Origin of the sequence: Flagellimonas pacifica, assembly GCF_900215465.1 — a bacterium.
GTDB classification, from domain to species: domain Bacteria; phylum Bacteroidota; class Bacteroidia; order Flavobacteriales; family Flavobacteriaceae; genus Flagellimonas; species Flagellimonas pacifica.
Map to the genome: position 1 here is coordinate 111,377 of NZ_OBEH01000005.1, position 23,211 is coordinate 134,587.

The following is a 23,211-nucleotide window of genomic DNA, read 5'->3' on the forward strand; positions in this document are numbered from 1 at the left end:
TGAAATTAACATTATAAACTTTTAGTAATATTTTTTCGATACGTGCTTAGAGTAATATTGAAAATCGATTTAAATACACGATTAAAATGACTTTGGTCTGAAAAACCTGTTTCGTAAGCTATTTCGGTTAGTGAATTCTTTGGGTTTAGAAGCAGTGGAATGGCTTTTTTAATTTTATGTTGTCTTATATATTCACCAAGACTCATTGAAAGGTGTTTTGAGGCAGCTCTTGAGATATGTACAGGATGTACGTTTAGCTCATTTGATAAATAATCAAGACTTAGCGTAGAAGTATCATAATGTAGTAATTCTTTTAAGTCATCTACCCAGTTTGGATTCTTTTGGGCGTTAAATTCCTTTAAGTTGCTCAACGCTTCACAGATTTGAAGTAATAAAACTTCAACAGACACATCACTGTAATTATCTGAAATTAAAAACTCATGATATACCCTTGCAAAAAGTAAGTGCAATTCCGGGTTTTCAATTAGTTGACTACCTTCCCATAAGTTGAGTGGTATGCCGTTTTCTTTAAGCCATTTTCTTTCAAATTCCAGATGAAAACCACTAGCCTCAGCGGAATGTTTAGAGCCATAATGAGCTTCTTCCCAATTATTGAACATTAAACTTCCAGCAGGACATAATGATTTCACTTTACTATTGCAATCCTTCATATTACCATTTAGTACATACATGAAATAAGGGTTTTCATGATAATGCCATGGAGTTCTAACTTCATGATAGTCATATTTGGTCAATAAAATACCATTAAATGCCATCTCTGAGTTTAAGCTACCATAATATTTTCCTTTAGTTGAGATTTTCATTTTATAAACGGCTTATTGACCAAAACAATGTTTAGACCAAAATAGTTGATAAAGGTGAGGCTTTTTATAGTTTGAAAATAAATGCCAAAAACTCTCATAATTTAATCTGTTCATGTTTTTTCAACTTGTAGGTAACTAAGGATATGAATCGTTTTATTGTCTTAAATCCAACGATAAGTGAAATTTGGGAAATTTAACTTAGAATTCAAAGTCAACTATAGACCTTTTATCTGAACCTTATGAAATGAATCTGCCTGTAGTTTAAGCAATTCTTCTGCTTTTTCCTTTTTGTAACGATATAGTTCTTCTTCGTTTTTAATATCCTCGTAGATTTTTTGATTAAGCTCACCATCTGTCGAGAACAGTAATTTACGTTGCGCTACTTTTTGGGCCACCCAGGTTGCAACGACGCTTTCTTGTTCTTCAAATTTATAATCATATTCTCCTTTGGGAGCCAGAAGTTTGGCTATGATAGGAGCCGTTTCAATGGCTAAAAACAAGAGAAAAATAAAAAAGGACGGAAACCATGGCAGTTTGCCCAATGCATTGATACGTGCCATAAGCCCGTCAAAACCATCTATAATAGGTTGTGAACCAGCAACTACTTTTTCGTATTCCGTATTTAAACTTGCGATTTGGGCTTCTATATCAATAATCTTTGCTGAATTTGTTTCTTTGAGTTGTTGCAGTTCAGCCAAATACGCATCATGCTTTTCACGCTTTTCCTTATAAACTGGACCTTTTCCAAGTAAGCCAGTTCCGGCAGTTCCTTCAGCTTCTGAAATATAAGTGTCGTAAAGTGCATTGGTTTCAGCTTCTTTCTCCGCTATTTCGGTTTTTAAAGTTGAAATATCTTGATTGAGACCTTGAATCTTAGGGGTATACTGCAAAGCCAGTTGCTCTTTGTTGGCCAATGTCATTGCATTTTTCTCCTCCAATAAAACCTGATTGATTTCCTTCTCAAAAATCTTCATTTCAAGCGGCTTGGAAATCACTACGGCAATAATCGTTGCCAATATAATTCGTGGTGTAGCCTGGAGCAGTTCACTTTTAAAATTATCTCGCTTTTTAATCGTGGAAACGATATAACGGTCCAGATTGAATATCAACATTCCCCAAATCAAACCAAAGAAGATGGAAGTATAGATATTGTCAAAAACGGTATAAAGGGCATAGCCACTTGCCACAAATGCCATGACAGCTGTAAAAAATACGGTGGCACCGATACCGGCGTATTTGTTGCGTTCCCCGTTGGAACAAGTGTCTAAAATTTGGGTGTCCGCTCCTGAGCAGAAAATAAAAAAGCGTTGTAACATGATAGTGTTCGTTTGGTTCTTGATTGACTATTAGAACGCAGATTCTATGGATTTGTTACAATTAAAGCCCTGATTTCAGGGCTTTAACGTTTGATTGGGAAATTTTACGGATTAACAACAATGGGGTCTTTGGAGATTTTTATCATTGGTTTTCCGCTTTTGGAATCTCTTCTTGAATCAATGTTTAAACTCCTATTGGCTTCAACAACGTTTATGGCCTTTTCAGCACTGATCTGTTTTCCTTCATAATAAAAAACAGCTCCTTTTTTAGCCATTTTAATAACATGTTCTAAAGGTGTTGGGGGAGTTGGAACTTTAATTATCTTATCACTTGAAGGTGGTGGTGGAAGTTCTTTCATCTCTTGGTTGTGTGAAACTCTTGGAGGTGTTGGTGGCTCAGGAAAATTGGGAAAAGACTCAGCATCTTTTCGTTGTTTCTCTGACATCATATTATAAATGTAGGTAAGGTGATTTACATCTTTTAAAGATATTCTCATGTTGTTTTTTGGCATATCGTTATAGTGTTTGGCCAATTTGTTATACTCGGCCATTTGCTCTCTGGTTGCGCTTTGTTGAGGCGGTTCTGGAAAATTGGGAAAAGGTTCGGCATCTTTTCTTTGTTTCTCTGACATCAAATTATAGATGTAGGTGAGGCGATTTACATCTTTTAAGGATATTCTCATGTTGTTTTTTGGCATATCGTTATAGCGCTTAGCTAGATGGTTGTATTCTGCCATTTGTTTTCGAGAAGCACCTTCTTGCATTTTTGGAGTGTTAATTCCTGAAAGCGTTTTGCCATCATCTAGTTTTACATGGAAGGTATCCTTTGCTATGAATCCAGTTCCCTTGAAGGTTGCATCTAAATCTTTCTCGTTGATTATTATGCTGTCAGCCATAATCATAGTAAGTGAAACCTTGGTTTTTGAGAGCTGTTTTTTTATAGCTGTCAAAAGTTTGATATTTAAATGACCTTCCGCTTCTAGATGAACTTTTGATTTAGAAGGATTATTTGAATCATTGGATTCCAATATACTGTTGAGTGCGGCTGAAAGATTTTCAAGTTTGGTAACTTTACCATCAACAAATATTTCCTGTTTAGTGTTGATTTTGATTTTAATAGGGTAATCTTCAGAAATGGCAGTACTGGGGTCCGAAATTATAGTAATGGTTTTTTTATCGCTAAATCCATAAAGCAATAAGGAGAACAGGGGAAACAATAGCAAGCTTCGGATTAAAACTGATTTTTTTGATGTTTTTGTTTTCATGATTGTTATACGTTTTTTGATTGATGAATAATTGATAGCATTGGGCAATGCAGGCTGAAATTGTTTATCGATACTTGAAAATGATAATAAAGTGTTTTGATAAGTAACGGCATCTATATTTTTGGACAATACTTCTTGGTCCGCCAAAAACTCATGATTTAATTTGATTACTTTTTTGAAGAGAAATACAAGGGGATTAAACCACAATACAACTTGCAGTAGCTCAATAAAAATAACATCCAGACTATGTTTTTGAGTTGCATGGGCTTCTTCATGGACCAAAACTTCATGGGGAATTTTATCGCTTTCCATTTTGCTCTTATTCAGAAAAATGAAATGAAAGAAGGTGTGCGGAGGCATTTTTTCTTCCAACAATACTTTAGTATGATTTTTATACCTTTTCCTTGGATTTGTGCGAATGCGTTTTACAATTTGGACGAGGTTATTAAAGAACTTAAATCCAAAGAAAGCCACTCCAATATAATAGATTGACCATATAAAAGAGGTAAAATCCAAAGGTGGGACAGATGTATTTACAGCTTCCACGATTTCTCCAGCATTTAATGCATTTTGAGTATTTACTTCCTGCTGAAAGGTTACCGTTATAGATTCAACAAAAACCAATAATGGAATTATTAGTGATACGATGAGAGAACCGATCAAATAGAATCTTTTAAACCGGTGCATTCGCTCTCTTTCTAAAAACACCTTGTAAAACAGCAATAGAATGGCCAAGCAGGCGGCGGATTTTAAAATATAGGTTAACATGACTACTTTCTTTTTATTTGGTCATCTATAAGTGTTCTTAAGGACTCAAGTTCTTCCTTACTCAGATTGGTTTCCTTGGTGAAAAAGGAAGCAAACTGGCTTGGGCTGTCCTCAAAAAAATTCTTGATAAGACCTTTTACATGTTTGGAAAAATAATCTTGTTTTTTAACCAATGGGTAATACTCCCTGGATCTACCAAAACTTTTGTAGGCCACATAACCTTTATCAATCATCCTTTTTAAAAGGGTTGCGACCGTTGTGGTGGCTGGTTTGGGCTCTGGATATGCATCAAGAAGATCCTTCATGAAAGCTTTTCGCTGTTTCCAGATGATATTCATGAGCTCTTCTTCGGATTTTGACAAGGACATGTTCTATAGAGTTAGAATTAACTCTACAAACATAGAATAATAATTTAAATTCTACAAGTGTAGAGTTTAAATTATTTGGAAAAATCTCAGGATTTAACTAGTCATTTCGGTGTAATACTTATAGAAATAAGGGATGGTCTCAATACCTTTTAGGTAGTTCCAAACCCCAAAATGTTCGTTGGGAGAGTGGATGGCATCACTATCCAGTCCAAAGCCCATTAAAATTGTTTTACTTTCCAAAACCTGTTCAAAAAGGGCAACTATTGGGATGCTTCCTCCTGTGCGTTCCGGTATGGGAGTTTTTCCGAAGGTGGCTTGGTAAGCCTTTGCCGCAGCTTTGTACCCAACACTATCTGTTTTGGTTACGTAAGGCAATCCACCATGGTGCGGGGTTACTTTTATCTTGACGCTTTTTGGAGCTATGGATTCGAAATGCTTTGTGAATAACTCAGTGATTTCCTCAGGATCTTGATCAGGAACTAAACGCATAGATATTTTTGCATAAGCTTTACTGGCAATTACGGTTTTTGCACCTTCTCCCGTATATCCTCCCCAAATACCATTAACATCCAAAGTTGGGCGAATGGAATACCGTTCAGCAGTAGTGTATCCTTTTTCGCCCTGTACATCGGCAATGTCTAACGCCTTTTTATAGGCATCCAGACTAAAAGGAGCTTTTGCCATTTCTGCTCTTTCCTCATCTGATACCTTTTCCACTTTATCATAAAAACCAGGAATGGTGATATGGTTGTTCTCATCATGCAACGAGGCAATCATTTTATTTAAAACATTGATGGGGTTGGGCACTGCACCTCCATAGATTCCCGAATGAAGGTCACGATTTGGTCCGGTCACTTCTACTTCTACATAACTTAACCCTCTTAACCCAGTTGTTATGGATGGGACATCATTTGCCATCATACCGGTATCGGAAATCAAAATAATGTCATTGGATAGTTTTTCTTTGTGATCTTCTAGAAAATCCGCCAAACTATCACTACCTACCTCTTCTTCGCCTTCAATCATGAATTTGACATTGCAGGGCAACTGGTCATTTTTGATCATGAACTCCACTGCTTTCACATGCATGAACATCTGACCTTTGTCGTCACAGGCCCCACGGGCAAAGATCGCCCCATCCGGATGCAACTCCGTTTTTTTGATAACAGGTTCAAAAGGAGGCGATTCCCAAAGTTCCATAGGGTCTGGTGGTTGTACATCGTAATGGCCATATACCAGTATAGTGGGAAGATCGGGGTCTATTATTTTATCTCCATAAACTACAGGATATCCTTTGGTTTCACAAATTTCGGTGTTTTCACAGCCGGCATCAATAAGTGATTTTTCAACGGCTTTGGCTGTTTCCAAGACATCTTGGGAAAAAGCAGTATCCGCACTTATGGATGGTATTTTTAGAAGTTCTACCAATTCGGAAAGGAATCGGTCTTTGTGAGTGGCAATGTAGTCTTTTATTTGTTCCATGTAATTAGTTAAAAACGACACTAAAAGTACAAAAAACAAGTTTTTAAATGTAAGGTATTTATGAATCGGAAAATTGATTTATATTTGCACACCTTTTTGCGGGTGTGGTGGAATTGGTAGACACGCTAGACTTAGGATCTAGTGCCGAAAGGTGTGAGAGTTCGAGTCTCTCCGCCCGCACAACAAGGGAAGAGCTGACTTTTAGGAGTCGGCTTTTTTATTTTGGTCAAACAATGGTCAAACATTTGCTTATTATCTTAAATCCATTGAAAATGTAGCGAAATAGAGCATCTGGGGCATTTTTAGTCACTAAAAATATCCTGTGTAGTTCAAAACAATTTTTTGCAAATTCCTATTTACATGTTAAGCTTAGGTTTTGATTTTCCATTTATAGTATTTGAATTTCCTTGCAACCAATTTTTCACGATATTTGAAATGTAATTAGTTATTATGGAAGTCGTTTGTTTACAGGAGGAAGCTTTTTATGCGTTATTTGATAAGGTTATTGAGTATGTAGATGCAAAAAGATTGGATATGCCTGACAAATGGATTGATGGGGAAGAGGCCAAACGAATTCTTAGAATTAAATCTGCAAGTACTCTTCAGAAACTAAGGGATGAAGGAAAAATTAGATTTACTCAACCACAGAAAAAAATTGTTTTATATGACAGGGATTCAATTGATGAATTTCTTGAAAAAAACGCCCATGAAACTTTTTAATTTATGGATGATTCAGATAAAGTTAGTGTAGATTTTAAGAAAGGATTTAACTTGGGTTATGAACTAGCTAAAGAGTTAGATTTAAAAGTACCTATGTTCAAAAACCAAAATAACCAAAGGGCTTCATCTAATGCCATACAAGCTGGAATGATACAGTATATTGGTGAACTTGATCTAACGCTAAATAAAAACATTGATAGGTCGGCAAAGCAAAGAAAAATATCTATGGATAAGAAGAATAGGGGCAAAGGCAAAAATACCGGTAAGGGATTAGTGCCATGAACCAAAGACTTAACATTTAATAAAGTAATAAGGATTGCGCATTATTTTTAATCCAACTTTTTTAGTGATTATTTCAATTCAACTATTAGCGATTTTTTTTTGCATTAAACCATTTTTCCTGCGGAAGTTAAAAACCCTACAGTTCCAAGCCTTCCCTTTATCTTGCCATCGCGCAATTTATTTCACATATTGTTGTTTTTAATTATAGTTGCCCTAATTTGGAAAACCGCTTTAGTAATGTTTCTCAAAAGCAATAGTGATTTTAATATTATTTATTGAAAATTTTGAAACTGTTCACAATGAAAATCAACCACCTATTCTTTTTAATTATCCCAACGCTGTTATTCCTTTCGTGTAAAAGCGATGATGATTCCGTTCCAAAGTCTAGTAGAGATCAAGCCTTACTGGGACAATGGGACTATGAAGCTATAGTGTCGGATAGGGCGGTAGATTTGAACGGGGATAATATTTCCAATATTGACTTATTGGGCACTCAGGAAATTCGCCAATGCGAAAAGGATAATATTACTACATTTACCGATAGCGGACCGTCGAACAAGCCAGAATACAATGTTACCGAAAGCAATTTGGCCTGTGATGACAACGGTCCCTTTTCGTTTGTAGAAGAAGATTTTTGGTCCCTAACTAGTAATAACACAGTTATTGGTTTTGAAAACCGATCTCCTTTTAGAATAATCGAATTATCGAAGAATAAACTGATTGTTGAAACTGACGACGAATTTGAAGGTTTGGAGTACGTGATTACTATAACGTATAAAAAAAGGTAACTAAGCCAAAAGGCATGGGAGCAAATTTGCTCCCATGCTTATATTCAGACTCTTTGAATCGTTCCCCTTTCTGTTTGGCTCCATTGACCGTTACTATCCTGAACCCTGACCTCGTACCTTTGGTCTAGGTATCTTAATCTACTTTCCCTAGGTTCTTCTTCCAATTTGAAATACCGATCTACACCGCTGCCCAGTGCATCGTTGTAATTGAATAAGTATGTATCAAATTTTCTGTCATGTCTGTTCCAAATCCGTATCTCGACCTGTTGCAGGGAAGCACCATTATAAGCTTCCGAACAACTCACATCCCAACACGTATAGATCAAGACCTCATAATCACACCCGTTTAAACCACCACAGTTGATATTGCGTTTTTCACCTTTCACAGATGCGACTGGTTTTTTCAACATGGTGACTGATTCACTAACGCTCCTCGAAATTCCAGTGGAATTCTCCACCCTGAAATTAATAGTGAAATTTTCATCCGTTTGCGGGTAGAATTGCATGGGGGTCGAGCCATAATCCAGTGGAATGGTTTCACCTTCCCTATAGATTATACCTTTATAAATAATATAGCCTGCTGTGGCACCCGTAAAATTAAAGGTCATTTCATAGGTCACATCCGGCTCATGTCTAGAAGTTGCGTTAGTTACAACGGTCATGGAAAATGGTTGGTCCTCATACTTGTCCTGGGAGGATTGGCTTACATTGAAGTCAAAGAATTCCTCGTACTTTGCGTAGTTGATATTTATACTGGCATTTTTCTCTACCTCCGAAGAGGACCTTACGGTAAATTGCACACTGTGATTGGACTCGGAAAGGCCAGTATAAATTCCTTGGAAGGGATCCACGGGGATACTAAAACTCTCACCTGCAGCATACGTATTCCCGTTATATTCAAAGCTTCCATTACTACTTCCCGTAGAGTAATACATGGTATAGGTATCACCTCCAATACCAATTTCGCTAATGTTGAAATTAATGGTTACAGGGTCTCCGGTAAAAGCATTGGATGCCGTACTATTTGCGGTAAAAGTATAGTCTTTGGCCTCAACATTAATGGATATTGTAACCGTCTTTTCAAGGCCTGTATCGTTTTGAGCATAAAAGGTCATACTAATCGAACCTGCAGTAGTTCCCTCCAGGCTCCAATTAAAGTTTCCTTTTGGAACATCATAAATGTTTCCTGGACTAACATCGACTCCATTAGTATCCTTGATCAGGGCATTACCGTTGATGGAATACCTCATTGTAAAATCGGAAGTACCAACAGTTTCCGTAATATTAAAATTGAGCGAGGTAAGCTCTCCTACACTTATATCCGACTTCTGGCTTCCGCCCGTAAAAGAGAAATCCACTTCGTTATAGTTGATCGAGGTGCTGGCCGTATGGGTTACATTTACGCTAGATTCAACACTTAATGCGATATCGTGTTGTCCGGGTTCGGTTCCAGTGTATACCACATTATTGATATCAGCCGATAAGGGGAATTTTTCACCAGGGCCATATTCCACACCATTGGTCCGAATGGAACCATTCCTTCCCGATGAATAAAATGCCTCATAACCATCGTTCGTCCCATCAGGGATTTCATCAATATTTATGATAACATTTACGGGAATATTGGCGAACTCACTTGTCTTCGAAGGCGTTATGGAAACATTGAAATCATTTTGTTTGGTTTCCAAATCTATCAATACGGGACCTACTTCTTGACCGTAGTTATCGGTGACGGTGAATGCAATTTGATGGGAACCAACGGTCTCGGGGATATAGAACAATGAAAAGTTGCCCAGATCAACAGGGTAATCCGTAGAGTTCTGCAATGTATTGCCGTTAATGCCTCGAACCATTCCATTTCCCTCCAAAATCTCATACGCTATATTGTATTCGATATTGTCCGTATTCCCGTTGGACTTGATATTAAAATTCAACTGAGTAGTCTCGTTTATAAAAACGGAATTACTTTCTGCATTTCCAGAAAATGTGAAAGGAATATTGGCCACCTCTATCTCGACACTATCACGTTTTATCTGGCCGTTCGAATCCCTAACGTCAAAATAGATTTTCCGTTTACCCAATTCCGTACTGGTAAAAGTATAGTTGTATGAGTTTGGTAATATGCCCCGATATTGTCCTGGGTCCATCACACCACCATTCTGATCCCTAACTGTTCCTGCACCTTCGCTTTCAGTGGCGAAAGAATGCGTAATTTCATAGGTGACATCAGATTCCTCATCTAGTGTCTTCAAATCCATATTTATGGCCAAATTGGTATCAAGCTCAACTTGGGTAGAGGATGCCGTTGAATTTATGGTAAAATCAAGATTGAGTACAATCAATATCAGTTCTTGCGCAATGGTCGCACCATCTGGAGCGGTAGCGCTTACAATTAGCTTGTGTTCACCTAAGGTGTCGGGAAGATATCCCAGTTCTGTTACTCCTTTTGGAAGCGAATATGGCTCGCCCTGTTCGAATTCGGTATCACCATCATAGAGTTCACCTGTACCATCTTCAATCTGATATGTGATTTGAAATGCATTGTTTCCCTCTGCAGTGTTTGTTTCCTTATCCCTCAATAAGGTTACGTTGACCGGGTTCTTGGAGTTAACAATAAATTCGTTGACCCCCTTGTTGAGTTGAAAACTGAAACTGGAGAATTCAGTATCGTACAATAGCTCCAGTTCTTTTTGATTGGCATTACTATCCCATGCCATAACATTTACCTTATGGAGACCTGTGTCCAAAGCCATATAATTATAGATCCAATTTGGTCTGGAGACCTCCAAGGTGTCGTTTGAACTTATTGTATCCCCTTCCATTCCAAGAAAAAACCCATTCCCTTTCGAGATATTATATTTCATAAAATATTTGGTAGTGGTAATTTCTTTTTCGGGTATTAAAGAAAAAGTAGTCCGTGTGGTTTCAAAAACAAAACCTGCCCTAGCATGTTCTTCGCTAAAACTGAAATCGAAATTATCGAGGATAACATCTTCAAAGTCTTTGGTACATGCTATAATTATGAATGATAACAACATTAAAAACCCGAATAGGATGCTGAAAGGAGTGTAGTTCTTTTTCATTTTCGTTCTTTTTTAAAAGAGGAAATACCGTAACCCTATCCCAGCATAAGGATAAAAATGACCGATATCACTGTTGATATGATAGTATTCATTTGCCTTTATCAGTATTGAAAAATTGTTTCCCAAAATTATTTCGCCCTCAACTCCCACATATACACCAAACAAGAACTGACTCTTTGCATCGATGATCGCTCCAGTTTCCAGGGTATTGTTCCCATTATTTATTACCTCATAACCGATTACTCCACCACCTCCGATATTGAGGGCATATTTTTTAAAGTTCCGCTGTTCCCAAACCTTTATGAAGTATCCAGGCTGAACGGTAAAAATGTTATAGGGTATATCGAAAGTGCCCCTGTCCTCTGCAATTGCTGCAAAAATGCTCAATTGGGCATATGAGTCCCGGTTCAAATGATAGTTATATGTGGCCATGACGCCAAAGCCATCTTCAACATAACCACCGCTTATCCCAACCGAGGATGCATAATTGCCTCCACTTTGGCCCACGGCCATGAAAGTTTGCATAACCATAAAAATTGTAACTCCGATCAATCTCTTCATAATTAAAATCGCTTGGGATTATTTATAGTTTCATGTCCTACGCGCAAGGTCAAATTGCGATTTCCAGACTCTTCGTCCATTTCGAACAACAACTCTTTCTTATCATCAAGGGTGAACTTCTTGAATACGACCACAAAATGATTTTCGGTATTGCCCTTAACTGTTTTTGGCACCTTATATTCATATAGCAACCCACTGTTTTTCGTTATGGGGATTTTTTGTTTGGTTGTGTTTTTATAGGAACTGGCGATAAAATATTTAAGGAAGTTTATGTCCAGGTCGAGGCCTTCCTTGTTCTCGATTCTTAGCTGAACATATATTTCATTTTCGTTGTAGTACACCCCTTTGAGCCATAGGAAAACATTATCTTTCCTGGCGAAGTAACGAGGTATCTTTGCTTTGTCAAACTGCATATAGTAACACCGTAACCGGTAGTATTCCTCGGGGTCTTTTTCATAAAGATCACGGGTGGCAATCTGTGCCACGGAATCTCTTGGTGGTTCTCTTAACTCTTTATGTTCTTTCTTGTTCGAAGTTGCCGAAAGGCCATTGATGGATGGTTTATTATCGGAACTTTGAACTGTTTGCGGAAAAGTTATTTTTCCACTATCTATATTCGTTATGGCCATCTGTGGTTTGACATACCAGGTCAACTTTTTTGGGCGGTCCACCAAGCGTAAAATGAAGTCGTACACGTTCCCCGATTGCGTTATTACCGTATGGTTGGTAATATCCATAGTGTTTTTTGCCAAATCGTCATAGTAAAGCTTTAGTATCCGTCCATTGAATTTGCTTCCATTGGTTTTGGGCAGATCGACAGTGAAACCCATCTCGTTGCCAATAACACTTTCCGCAATATCATCTGGGAAGATCACAATGGTTTTGAACCTCTTGGAGACTTCGACGGTATCCCTTATCGCTTGGCTACATAGGATATTGGTGATTGAAAGAAAAAGTATGTGTACAAATGTTTTCTTCATCTAATTTTATTTTGACACTAGGTACACCTTGTGGCCGTTGATCAATAATATTTTATCCCTTTGCTTGTATTTTTTCTTTTTGAAGAAATTCCCAAAGGCCCTTATGGCATTTTTTGCAAGAGGTATATCCGTGTTGTTGGACAACTCCCCAGAAATATCGTCTACACCTCCAGTTTGGATATCCGAAGAGAACTCCATCCATAATTCCCCTGCTCTCTTATTGTGCATTCCGATTCCGCCGTCCTCTTCGTCCCGTGCGGTCAAGTCAATTTTTACATGATCGATATTATCGATATCCAGTAGTATTCTGGATTGCTGGATGTTGGCAGTGGCATACACGAAAGTGTTTTTTGGAAACTTTGTCCCTTTCAAAACAACATCTTCCCTTAATATTAGGGTTACCCGATCGCCGGGCAATACAAATTGATCTCGGTATACCGCAGCGTTTATATTTATTTCCAAAATTGGGACCTTGGAGTTTGAATTGGTAGAGGCGGGCGCTGAGTAATCCTGACTTTGTGCCCTTCGTTCCTTCCGGGCTTTCAATAGCATATTACGATATTCCAGTTGCTGTTGTGCCTCGGACTTTTGATCCACGTACTTGGAACGCTCTTTTTTTGGAGATAATACCGTTGCATTGCCGCTATCTTCAGAATCGGAACTATTCCCATCCAACGAAAAGTTGTTGAGTTCTTCTAAAATCCGTTCCAGGGAATCATTTTCTTTTTTAGCACCGACAATGTTGTTAATGTGTCCTTTGCTTCGCAATCGGTCCAAGGAATCCCTTTGCGATTTTTTATAGTATACATTTGGTTCCTGTACCTTCAATTCATTTTCCTGATCAGGAAGGAAATTGTTATACCCATCTTCATTCACAGAGGTATTACCCCTTGCATTCATGGAACTTATAGTCGTTGCAATAAAGAATATAAGCAGTAGGACGACTATGGGGACCGACAGCGCAAATAATTTATGCCGTCTTACCCACAAATTGAATTTTTCAACATTTCCTTTCATACATATTCCTATAAATCATTGTTGTCCAAAACATTGAACCTAATAATCTTAAGCCCGTTCAGATTGTTCGGAGTCGACTTGGTCTCGACCAAATTACCCGTCGTGATCAGGCTCCTATATTCAGCATTTCCATCCTTAATGATTTTCTGCTTGCCCATAAATCGAAATCGAAATGGGTAAGAAGAATAATCTATACGTATGGAATCTTGTTCCACTTCAATTGAATAGCCACTTTTAGCCACATCCTCATAGTAGTTCTGGTCCACTAATCGGTTGTAAAGGCGTTGCACCGAATGGTCGCCCATATAAAGGGCCTTTCCCTCGATGTTCCTTTTGATCAACTCTAAATCAGGTTCCAACGCAAAGAACAATTCATGAAAATTGCCCAAGTGACCCTCACAAATAATGTCAATGGCCCTTTTGTGATCCTTGATACGGACCGCGGCCAATTTTTGCCCATTGTCCAAAAGATAAAAATTCTGCTTTGCATTTTCATTAACCCTATAGGCAAAGTAGATATTGAACAACGAACAAAAGAACGTAAGAATTAAAGATACATACAGCACCCTATTTCCATGGGTATGAATCTTGCTTAAATCGTTGAAAACCTTATATTTGCCGTCCATTTGTTTTTTTGAATTCGGTCAAGTGCCAAATACACCGACCATCTGTATTATTGTATTAGAGTTCTTACCCCTTTTGTAACCCCGCCACTTTTTACGTCCATCGCCGTTTGGGCGGTTTTCTTTGCGTAATGCTTTGTTTTGTCCTTCAATTGACTTGCACTTACGTTCATCCCCTGTACTATAAAATTGGAAAGAACCGGAGCCTTCAAATAGACAAAGACATTCATGATCATTAACAAAGCACTTGTAAGAACCAGCCCCAAATCGGCCTCTCCCTCATAAAGCAAGGTTTCTATGAGCTTACTCATTATATGGAGCATAAAATTATCTATGAGGTACAGCATGGGAATCCAAAGGCACACACTCATAAACTTTTGCAACCATGCCTTCCACATGCCAGAGAGTGCGGGAATAAAGGACAATCCGATATTCAATGGACCAAGTATGATTAGTACAAATAAATACACCACCGACATGGCTTTGATGCCTATAAAGACCACAACCGAAATTACGGACGCAATAGCCGTGAGTCCAGAGGTCATGCCGCTCATCGCAAGGGATTCCAAAGCCGCTGCATCCAATGATAATAGACTCCATGAACTGCCTACGGCCTCCATTGCCTGTATTTGAGCTGCAAAGATTTTAATCTGCAATATATCCCACGAAATATCATTGGCTTTTAAGGAAGACCCTATGACCTGGTAGAAATTGAAAATCGACAAGGTAAATACCTTGTAGTTCAGAAGTATCATTGCCAAAGGAACCCAGCGCAAGTATTCGAATATATCCGCTCTTTTTTGTTCATTGATAAATACGCGTAATGCAATTATTGCAATGCCTATATAGGCAAACTGTTGTCCAATTTCTATAATGGGATCGACCGCTTCAAAGGCATCCAATATGTATTGGTCAAAAAGTTCATTGACCGTTTCCCGTATTCCTTTATCCGTAATTGCCATACAAGCTTGTTTTAATCCTTATTCATATTGATCAATGTCCTTCTTGCCTTTCTAAATGCGTTCAATTTGGAAAGTCTATCGTTGTAGGCAATCAAATCATCTAAAATCTCGTTCAATTTTATATTAATGCCATCCACTTTCTTTAAGCGCTCTTCGGGCAAGATGATGGATTTGGTCTTCAGGATATCGTTACACTGTTTAAATAATTTATTTGTCTCCAAAATGGCCTGCGACGCATAGCCGACGAATTCTTGGGTCTCGCCCCGCTCCAGATACTCCAGTTCCTGAACTGTATTACTTGAGGTTCGGTATGCCTTTAGAATTTTGTCCTTTAAGCTTATGGTCATGTTCACATCCGTTGATTTGATTACATAGTCAGGAGCCTTCTTTTTGGCATCCAACTCTTCCTTTAAAATCTCTTTGGATTTTCGATTGTTGTTGTTGTTTTTCTCCATGAGGTTTATCAATCTTGACAGGTTCTTGTTCACGGCTTTTAACTGTAAATTGATGCTGGTCAATTGACTGTTCACCATGCCAACACTTGCATTTGTGGCCGCATCGGTTACCGGTATCTGTGCTGTCACCAGGATAGGGGAGAGCAGTACGAGAATTAGTAGTCTTGTTTTCATGATTTCTTGTTTTTAAGAGAGCTTTCGTAAGCATATCCCTTGGCCGTCAGTTCCCAGTTGTTTTGATTCTTTTTATATAGTTTTTGTATTCTTGAACTCTCCGTTGGATTGGTCTCATAGATACATTTTTCAGCCAAGGACGTTTCAACCCCATATACCTTGATTTTATCCATCCAGCAAAAGGCAACTTCCCTAAATTTTCTGTTCTCCGGAAGGTCTTTGTTGATGGAAAGGATGAGTTGTTTCTGCTTTTCTCCCAGTCCCATTATCTCCTGTATCTTGTCAAAAGATTTAGCGAAGTCCCGCATATCCAGAAAAACCTTTATGTGTGAGTTGACCACTATGGCATTTTTGATGATTTCGGATGCTATGAAGTCATCTACTTTTTGAGAAATAAATATGGGTTGCCCGCCAAGTTTACGTGCCATCCTGGACTGACTGTTGAAGTACCCGGCCAATTCCGGTCTGTCCAACGCCTTCCATGCTTCATCAACAGCCAGTATCTTATTAATTGTCAATTTCGATGGGTCGTGTATTTTCTTGTTGAAGATCTCCATGATCATCAATGCCGTTATCGGAAACAACAATTCATTGTCGATCAGTTTCCCCAATTTGAAATACACTATCTTCTCTTCGCTCAATCGTGTAATCCGCTTGTCTTCCTTGTTCAGAAGGTTGCCCCTTGGCCCTTCGGAATGATATTTCTCCAATAGAAACAAGAAAACATTCGAATCGAATACATCCCTCATTATTTTATGCTTTTCCATTAAGGCATTGAGATGGGTCTTGCAGAATTCAAAAAAGGTATCGAACTTGAAATCTTGATTTTCATGGCCCCACATTTGCTCATAGTAGCCGGTCACCAGAATCTCGAACAAAGTCTTTTCGACCTCATGTGCATTCGATTTGGGGGATGTATTATCTTGATCCCCCGTAATGAGTTTGAGCAAAGTGACCAGATACAACAACTTGCTTTCCGATAATGACTTTTCCCCGAGTTCGGTCTTAATGATATCATAGGTATCCAATAGGAAGGGATTGAAGGTAAATGGATGTTCATTGTCATGCTGAAGGATTACCCCACCGAATACCTCTGTAATTTTGTCATAGGAGTTGCCATCTTCCATGATAACGGCCTCGCCGCCTTGCCGGAGTTCAGAGGCTATGTAGTGGTTCGTCAAATAGGACTTGCCTCCGCCCGAACCAGAGGCCACTAGCATCCCCCGGTTAAATATCCAGTTTTTTTCTTCCGGTTCCCTATATACACTGACCGATAGCGGTTTCCCTGAAATTCTATCTACCAAGCGCAATCCCTCTACCGATTTGGTAGCATCTTTATAGGCACCCTCAAAATATAAGAGGGACGCGGCCATATCGCTCGACATGGGCATGTACATATCCGAGGAAATCCCAATGGCATTTCCAGGAACCCCTCCGAAGAAAAGATTCTTTCGGTCGATGGTGTTCTCTTTTACATTGATCTTTAATTTCTTGAATGCCGAGGATATGTTATTGCATAAATGCCTATGCTCTACAGAACGGTCGGCAAACCCAAGCACGTTCAAATGGTAGAAAACAGATTCCTTATGGTTTTCCAATATATCCCTGTTGTATTCATAAATCTGATCGGCATATATAGCATTGCTATCATCTTTTTTCCCGCTACTGAACTGAACAAACCGTTTTGCTTTTTTACGTAATTGTTTCAATGCTTTTTCTTGATCGGGGATATAGATATATTGATTGACTATATGTTCATAGGGAATCTTGAACCCGAGGGAAAACAAATTCCCTATTGGAAAAAGGTTATATCTGGTAGTAAACTTTCCGTAAAATTCATTTGGTGCAACATGGTCCTTTGTAAACTGTTCCAGGTTTTCCAGAGTGAAAAACTGGGCTTGCTTATCACCGGCCCAAATAGAGTTGTTGTCAAAATCAACATCGGGCAGTCCGGGATTCGCATGGGAGAGCGAAAAGTATTTAGAGTATAGACCGTTTTGGGAAAACAGATTTTTATAATCCATAATTTTGGATTGTATCAATCCCGAACTATTGATCAGACTGTTGACACTTTCTACCTTGCTTTCAAAATCCATCAAAAGATCACTGTTCACAAATTCTTTGGGAACGGTATGGTTGAGATAAAAATCACGGCTCTTGCTCAAAAATGAATTTGCCCGACGAGAGCTGTATTTGATATAGTCTTTTGGGACGATACTGATATAGAGATAGTGAAAGCCGTTGAGAATGGCACGCCCCTCAAAATGTTGTTCATTGGAACGCTCTAAAAAATCTCCCTCTAACCGTTCCCTTAATAGAGCATAGTTTTCCTGGAGGAAAAAATCCTGTTTATGGAGCAGTGTATTCGGCCCCAGAATATTGATCACGTTGAAGAAAAGTTCCTGTAACGCTTCATATTCAACTGTCTCCAATGTAAAAACTTCTGGAAGTTGCAGTTCCAAGGGAATGGTAAGGAATCCTTTTTCCTTTGAAATCAATGACCTCCTTTCATATCCGTAAATAGGGAACGCATCCCAAAGTGCTATCTGTTTTTCCATAACAATAGATTTTCATATGAATTGGAAATTTTGATAGCTTTGGGCTTATGGCTATCCGCCAGTTTTTTGACAAAACCATTGGCGCCATAGGTTCTGGAATAGAACAATAAGATCAAGAATATTATGGCAATAAGAACGGTGGTGCATATTAGGGCCAAGACCATAGGTACCAGTGTAGATAGCACCAGACCCATAATGATAGCGGCAAAACCAAAATATAGGCTGTAATTGATGTATTTGGCCTTTAGGCCCTTATACAATACATCTTTCTGTAATCCCTTTCGGATTAGACTAAATGAACCTTCCATAATGAACGGGTTTATAAAGATGCTATCCCTTCACCTACGGCAATGAGCGCAAAGAAAATTGCGATTCCGATAATCGCCTTGCCCAGTTTGTTTGTAAGGTCACTTTGTTGATCCCTAAAGTATAGGTAGGTGAGTCCACTGATAGCAATGGCCACTCCGGCAATGATTTTGATAATGCCTATAATTTCAGTGGAGAGCGTTTCGGAATCATTTTTGAACTCTTGCGTTTCCCGAATGAGTTCTTCTATCTGGCCAAAAGACCATAATGGAACCAAAATAAAAAAGAGAAGAAAGGTTGTTTTAAGAATCGGCGTCGGTCTCGTTTTTATCGACCGCACCATCGTCGCGAATGATTTTGAGTTTTTCATGCTTTTTGTGAGTTAAGGAATTAGAATCATCTTCATTCGATGAACCCTTTTTAAAAGCATCCAAGAGTTTCGAGTTGTTTTCCGCCTCGTCTACCTGGTTGAGTATTGCCTCCAAATCAGTTTGTTCATTAAACGAATTATTTGCTAAATTAGTATTTATTTGCAAATTATCAAGTTTTTCTGATTCTTTTTTTGTTTCCTTACTTTTTTTGGATAGCAGGACCCAAAAAACATACCCATAATAGAGTACGACCAAACCAATCAATATTTTCCAGTAAATATTCAAACTTATATTCCTTAACTATAGTTTGCATGCATAATGCATATACAACGTATTATTGTTGAGTTTCTTATTTGTTACAGCTCTTGAATGAATCGTTTTATTTCTTCCTTTCTTTCTTTTGTAACCTAAGGAGAAGAATATTTTGCAATACATATACAAATTCTTTCAAACGCTTTTTTCTTGTGTACAGTTTGTCGAAATACATTCTTCTGAACATATAAATCCATATGAAACTAAAAGCCCCATAAAAAAGTACCATGCCTATGGCCATCCTAACAACAAGTTTGAGCCCTTTATCGGTAAATTCTTTGTTCAGATTAAAAACCAAAAGTGCGATGAATATCCCGATCAGGGTTTTTCCAAAATATTCCATGAACTTTTCCAAGGAAACAAATGGATTTTTTATTGGGGCGTTGATCAGGTCTTTGCCAATCTCAATATTAGTTTTAAGTACTGCCATTGAGTAAACTTTATACTCGGTGTACGCAAACTTGGTTTTAATGTCCCGCAATTCCTCCGACTCCCATTTCAACCAATTTTTCGGTCTTGGATATCCATTTCGTTTTAGCTCTTTTCTGGCCCTGATGTTTTGGAAAATGAAAATATAGATGAGTAAAGGAAGAGTAGAAACACACATAATATACAATCCTGCATCATTCCATATTTTGAGAATATAGAGCAAATCGCCCAACATGAAAAGTAGCATGGTAATAACGAATAGGATTAAAGTAAACCTGGTCCGCTTATCTGAAAAGGTCTCCGGAAAAAAAATAATCGTATCGGAAAATGTCCTACGGAATTCGTTGAAAAAATCATTAAAAGTCTTTTTGTTCTTCATGTCTATATTTTTTTTGTCAATATAACAATGAATGGTTAAACCGCTGGATCAAACCATATAACACTGAACCAATCTTTCCATTTCGATTCTTTTTCGATTTGTTATATTTGTATTCGGAGAATACAGCAAGTTATGTTTTAAGACCCTTAAAACTTTCTACTTCTTCGAAGTGCTTGATGTACACCATCATAAATTCTGATGTTATCATGAAAAAAAATAAGGGAGGAAGGAAGCCGTTAGGAGAGGATAAAAGGATTCATGGGTTCAAACTTTGGTTCAGTTCCTCGGAATTGGAGCAGGTGAAAACCATTATTGAATCGTACAATTTGGACTTTAAAAAGCGAGGTGTGGTAGGGCCATTTTTGAGACGTTTGATTTTAAATAAGGAAACCGTTCAAGAAGATAAATTGCCCGATTCATTTTCCAATCTCATATACCAAATCCATAAAATAGGAGTCAATATCAACCAGCTTACCAAAGTTGCCAACTATAAAAATATGAGGAGTCCTTCTTCCAATCTTGAACAGGAAATAAAAAGATCAAACGAGCTAATGTCAAAAATTTTGGAGGCTCTTGATATGGAAAATATTTAGATGATAGCTAGAATCCTTTATCGCGAAAGTGTCCATGGCATACTCAATTATGTCCTGCATAAAGAGGGTGCGAAAATACTTGGATTCTCGAATACATCCCCTGAAATGGAAAGTCATCCAGAACTGCTCAAGCATGCCTTGCATTTTATGGGCAACCGGCACGGGACCAAAAAGAGGTACACGCACATTACGATCAACCTCCCGCACGGGGAATTTCTAAGCGATGGAAACTTCCATAAATTGGCCACCGAATATATGGACCATATGGGTTATGGCGAACAACCCTTTGTTGTGGTCAGACATGATGATACCAAACATGAACATGTTCATATTGTAACGACTACCGTCAAGGATGATAATACCTTGGTCAATCTTTCACATGATTATAACCGGAACATCGCGACCCAAAAACACCTGGAAAAGGAGTACGGTCTCCAACCTTCTCCCGAAACCATGGAGCAAAGGGAACTAGCGGTCCATAGACTGCCCGAGATACAGCCCTTGCCCGATGATTCGAACGGGGTCAAATTCTACATCCAGGATATCCTGAATACGGTTTTACAACGATACAAGGTTCGTAGTTTTGAAGAGCTTTCCCAATTGGTAAAACCGTATCATATCCTGATCAGCCATAAAACAAATGAGAATGGGCGGGTAGGGGTATCCTATGGTATTGAAGTTGATAATGGCTATAGATCCAGATTTATCAATGGCTATGTTGTACACCCTAAATTTAGTGGTCCAAAAATGGACTCCCTCTTTAAGAGGAACTCAAAATCCAAGTTGGTGCCAATGCACAAAAAACGTTTGGAAAAACAATTGCTGACCACCAAAAAGCTCTTTAAAAATATTTCCCCCGAAGATATGCCATCGGTGCTAAGGGAATATCAAAAAATGGATTTTCAAATACTGTACAACAAAAAAGAGGGTATAGAAGGTTTTATGATCCATGATAAATCAGGTTATGTATTTCAAGGTTCGGAAATAAGTCCGGATACGGAATCCGAACTTGTTCTTGCCAAAAATTCCAATGGCCCTACCAAAATCGATTTGGACAGTGATCAGTTCACCTTGGAGATAAGGAAAATGATCAAGGAGGCCCTCTATAAACAATATTTGAATTCGTACAAAAAGAATGTTCTTCTTTCTGAATATGTTCTGAAGAAGAACGGTACTGAAGTTTGGCCTGAAATCCAGAGCACAGAGGGTTTTACTTTTCTTTCCAACTATATGCCCGAAAACTCCAATGCCATATTATCCAGAGCTGTACAAAGAGAATTTGAATTCACACGAAATGCAATACATGCCACAGAAACCAAAAAAGAACTCAATGTATTGGAGGACAAAGTGGAATTGATAAAAAAAGTGCTTGATACTTCGGTTTTCGATCTAACGGAAAGGGATGGTATTCTTTTTGAGCTGGTTCAAAGTGTTGGTGCAAAATATGCCAACCAGAATTTATCCTATATCAACTCAAACTTGTATGCTGTTCCTTTGGCACTTGATCGGATGCGGTTACCCAATGAAACTACCCCTTATATTTCCACAGGCTTTATCAACGAAAACGAAAAGATGCTGAAGTGTTTGTTGGATGTCGAAGAGGATGGTGAGAAAACCATAAGGGCGAATGCGCTATTTCTTCCTTTGATCTTTCCGAAATTGTATGAGGCTATGATTCCCCGATACAGACAAAAATTCGAAGAATTGTCCCTGGGTGCGTATTTGAAAACAGCACAAAGGTTCCATGTCCCTTTCGAAAAATCCGCATTGGATTATATCAAACTCTTCAATGCCAAAGGTTTTTATTTTGAAAGTAGGGAAGGGGAAATACACCTATTTTCTATATATGACAAGTTTAATAAAGGACTTTTGCTTTCAAAAAACACCCAAGCTTACCTAAAGTCCATAAAGAACTTAACAGATGTGTTTCAAAACCAATACGAAAAAATCAACGCTCTAAAACAACAGGGTCGGGACAGACTCCAAAATCTTTGGGTCTCATATTTAATAGAGAAACAACTGTATGACAAGGCCGCTTTTATGATAGTTTATGATGGTATCCGACCATACCTTTCTTTGGATGTAATGGAGTACCATATGAATAACGGATTGAAAAGCAAGATTCTAGACCTTTCCAAGCGAAAGATTAACGCCCAACACCTCTCTCTTTTGAGAAAAAGTGTTTATGCATTTAGTGCACTAATGGGTAAAAGTTCTGTCAAGGACGAAGAGGTCTTCAATGGATTTAAGGATGAGCTAACCGATTATTCGAGATATAAGAATGTGTTTATCTAAACTTTAATAGTTCTATTTTCCCTTTTTTTGTTATTAGATAGACCCTGATGTTTAGGATAATCAGCCATATAAAAAAATGGACACCCGCCATATTTTACTCATCAAACAGGTTTTGTCAATTAGCGCAGAGAGCATAAAACTCAAAAGTTAAATTTTGAATTTTAGGGTGATAGGTTTTCTATAAAAAATAACCTTCCCTTTTTTATTGCCTTACACGAGGTTATAGGGTTAAATAACTTATTCATTTCGGAACACCTTTAAAGGGTTTCAGTGTCGCAGCATTAAAGCTTTCCCAACCAA

22 protein-coding genes and 1 tRNA gene are annotated in these 23,211 nt (G+C 38.2%); 6 read left to right on the forward strand and 17 right to left on the reverse strand.

All coding sequences use genetic code 11. From position 1 onward, the window contains the following. Positions 1-11: 11 nt before the first annotated feature. The 5 genes from CRO15_RS15390 to CRO15_RS15410 form a co-directional block, all read right to left on the reverse strand. Positions 12-824, reverse strand: coding sequence for a helix-turn-helix domain-containing protein (locus CRO15_RS15390; RefSeq protein WP_097046750.1), 813 nt, complete (start codon positions 822-824; stop codon positions 12-14). Positions 825-1,039: 215 nt separating this feature from the next. Then, positions 1,040-2,140: a DUF4407 domain-containing protein gene (locus tag CRO15_RS15395; RefSeq protein WP_097046751.1), complete on the reverse strand. Its 1,101-nt coding sequence runs from the start codon at positions 2,138-2,140 to the stop codon at positions 1,040-1,042. A 104-nt stretch (positions 2,141-2,244) separates the two neighbouring features. After that, entirely contained in the window at positions 2,245-4,173 is a 1,929-nt protein-coding gene (locus tag CRO15_RS15400; RefSeq protein WP_097046752.1) for a M56 family metallopeptidase, read from the reverse strand. A 2-nt stretch (positions 4,174-4,175) separates the two neighbouring features. After that, positions 4,176-4,541: a BlaI/MecI/CopY family transcriptional regulator gene (locus CRO15_RS15405; RefSeq protein WP_097046753.1), complete on the reverse strand. Its 366-nt coding sequence runs from the start codon at positions 4,539-4,541 to the stop codon at positions 4,176-4,178. A 93-nt stretch (positions 4,542-4,634) separates the two neighbouring features. Next, positions 4,635-6,023, reverse strand: a complete 1,389-nt coding sequence (locus tag CRO15_RS15410) for a dipeptidase (RefSeq protein ID WP_097046754.1) — start codon at positions 6,021-6,023, stop codon at positions 4,635-4,637. A 98-nt stretch (positions 6,024-6,121) separates the two neighbouring features. Here CRO15_RS15410 and CRO15_RS15415 point away from each other — a divergent pair. The 4 genes from CRO15_RS15415 to CRO15_RS15430 all read left to right on the forward strand — a co-directional run bounded on the left by CRO15_RS15415 (position 6,122) and on the right by CRO15_RS15430 (position 7,813). Further along, positions 6,122-6,203: transfer RNA gene (locus CRO15_RS15415), tRNA-Leu, on the forward strand. 270 nt (positions 6,204-6,473) lie between these two features. Further along, a complete protein-coding gene (locus CRO15_RS15420) occupies positions 6,474-6,743 on the forward strand; it encodes a helix-turn-helix domain-containing protein (protein WP_097046755.1) in 270 nt (89 codons plus the stop codon). A 3-nt stretch (positions 6,744-6,746) separates the two neighbouring features. Next, positions 6,747-7,025: a hypothetical protein gene (locus CRO15_RS15425; RefSeq protein WP_097046756.1), complete on the forward strand. Its 279-nt coding sequence runs from the start codon at positions 6,747-6,749 to the stop codon at positions 7,023-7,025. A gap of 299 nt (positions 7,026-7,324) precedes the next feature. Further along, positions 7,325-7,813, forward strand: coding sequence for a hypothetical protein (locus tag CRO15_RS15430; protein ID WP_097046757.1), 489 nt, complete (start codon positions 7,325-7,327; stop codon positions 7,811-7,813). Positions 7,814-7,857: 44 nt separating this feature from the next. On the opposite strand, the gene CRO15_RS15435 is transcribed toward CRO15_RS15430, so the two are convergent. The 12 genes from CRO15_RS15435 to CRO15_RS15490 form a co-directional block, all read right to left on the reverse strand. Next, positions 7,858-10,896: a TraQ conjugal transfer family protein gene (locus CRO15_RS15435; RefSeq protein WP_097046758.1), complete on the reverse strand. Its 3,039-nt coding sequence runs from the start codon at positions 10,894-10,896 to the stop codon at positions 7,858-7,860. 12 nt (positions 10,897-10,908) lie between these two features. Next, positions 10,909-11,457: a conjugal transfer protein TraO gene (locus tag CRO15_RS15440; RefSeq protein WP_097046759.1), complete on the reverse strand. Its 549-nt coding sequence runs from the start codon at positions 11,455-11,457 to the stop codon at positions 10,909-10,911. 2 nt (positions 11,458-11,459) lie between these two features. Then, entirely contained in the window at positions 11,460-12,437 is a 978-nt protein-coding gene (locus tag CRO15_RS15445) for a DUF4138 domain-containing protein (protein ID WP_097046760.1), read from the reverse strand. Between the two features lie 6 nt (positions 12,438-12,443). Continuing rightward, positions 12,444-13,337, reverse strand: a complete 894-nt coding sequence (traM, locus tag CRO15_RS15450) for a conjugative transposon protein TraM (RefSeq protein WP_165769971.1) — start codon at positions 13,335-13,337, stop codon at positions 12,444-12,446. A gap of 125 nt (positions 13,338-13,462) precedes the next feature. Beyond that, on the reverse strand, positions 13,463-14,080 hold the full coding sequence (locus CRO15_RS15455) for a hypothetical protein (protein WP_097046762.1): 618 nt from the start codon (positions 14,078-14,080) through the stop codon (positions 13,463-13,465). A gap of 47 nt (positions 14,081-14,127) precedes the next feature. Continuing rightward, a complete protein-coding gene (locus tag CRO15_RS15460; protein ID WP_097046763.1) occupies positions 14,128-15,039 on the reverse strand; it encodes a TraJ family protein in 912 nt (303 codons plus the stop codon). Positions 15,040-15,050: 11 nt separating this feature from the next. Beyond that, positions 15,051-15,668, reverse strand: coding sequence for a hypothetical protein (locus tag CRO15_RS15465; RefSeq protein WP_097046764.1), 618 nt, complete (start codon positions 15,666-15,668; stop codon positions 15,051-15,053). Further along, a complete protein-coding gene (locus CRO15_RS15470) occupies positions 15,665-18,226 on the reverse strand; it encodes a TraG family conjugative transposon ATPase (RefSeq protein ID WP_097046765.1) in 2,562 nt (853 codons plus the stop codon). The genes CRO15_RS15465 and CRO15_RS15470 overlap by 4 nt, the downstream gene beginning before the upstream one ends. After that, positions 18,211-18,534, reverse strand: coding sequence for a DUF4133 domain-containing protein (locus CRO15_RS15475; protein WP_097046766.1), 324 nt, complete (start codon positions 18,532-18,534; stop codon positions 18,211-18,213). The genes CRO15_RS15470 and CRO15_RS15475 overlap by 16 nt, the downstream gene beginning before the upstream one ends. A gap of 11 nt (positions 18,535-18,545) precedes the next feature. Further along, positions 18,546-18,875, reverse strand: coding sequence for a hypothetical protein (locus tag CRO15_RS15480; RefSeq protein WP_165769972.1), 330 nt, complete (start codon positions 18,873-18,875; stop codon positions 18,546-18,548). After that, a complete protein-coding gene (locus CRO15_RS15485) occupies positions 18,835-19,068 on the reverse strand; it encodes a hypothetical protein (protein ID WP_133067258.1) in 234 nt (77 codons plus the stop codon). Before CRO15_RS15485 ends, CRO15_RS15480 begins: the two co-directional genes overlap by 41 nt. Positions 19,069-19,282: 214 nt before the next feature. Further along, positions 19,283-20,023: a hypothetical protein gene (locus CRO15_RS15490; protein ID WP_097046769.1), complete on the reverse strand. Its 741-nt coding sequence runs from the start codon at positions 20,021-20,023 to the stop codon at positions 19,283-19,285. A 206-nt stretch (positions 20,024-20,229) separates the two neighbouring features. On the opposite strand from CRO15_RS15490, the gene mobC reads away from it, so the two are divergent. Together mobC and CRO15_RS15500 are read left to right on the forward strand one after the other, a co-directional pair. Continuing rightward, positions 20,230-20,616 carry a plasmid mobilization relaxosome protein MobC gene (gene mobC / locus CRO15_RS15495; protein WP_165769973.1) on the forward strand — a complete coding sequence of 129 codons (387 nt, stop codon included), beginning with the start codon at positions 20,230-20,232 and terminating at the stop codon, positions 20,614-20,616. Further along, positions 20,617-22,911, forward strand: coding sequence for a relaxase/mobilization nuclease domain-containing protein (locus CRO15_RS15500; RefSeq protein ID WP_097046771.1), 2,295 nt, complete (start codon positions 20,617-20,619; stop codon positions 22,909-22,911). Positions 22,912-23,211 lie beyond the last annotated feature (300 nt).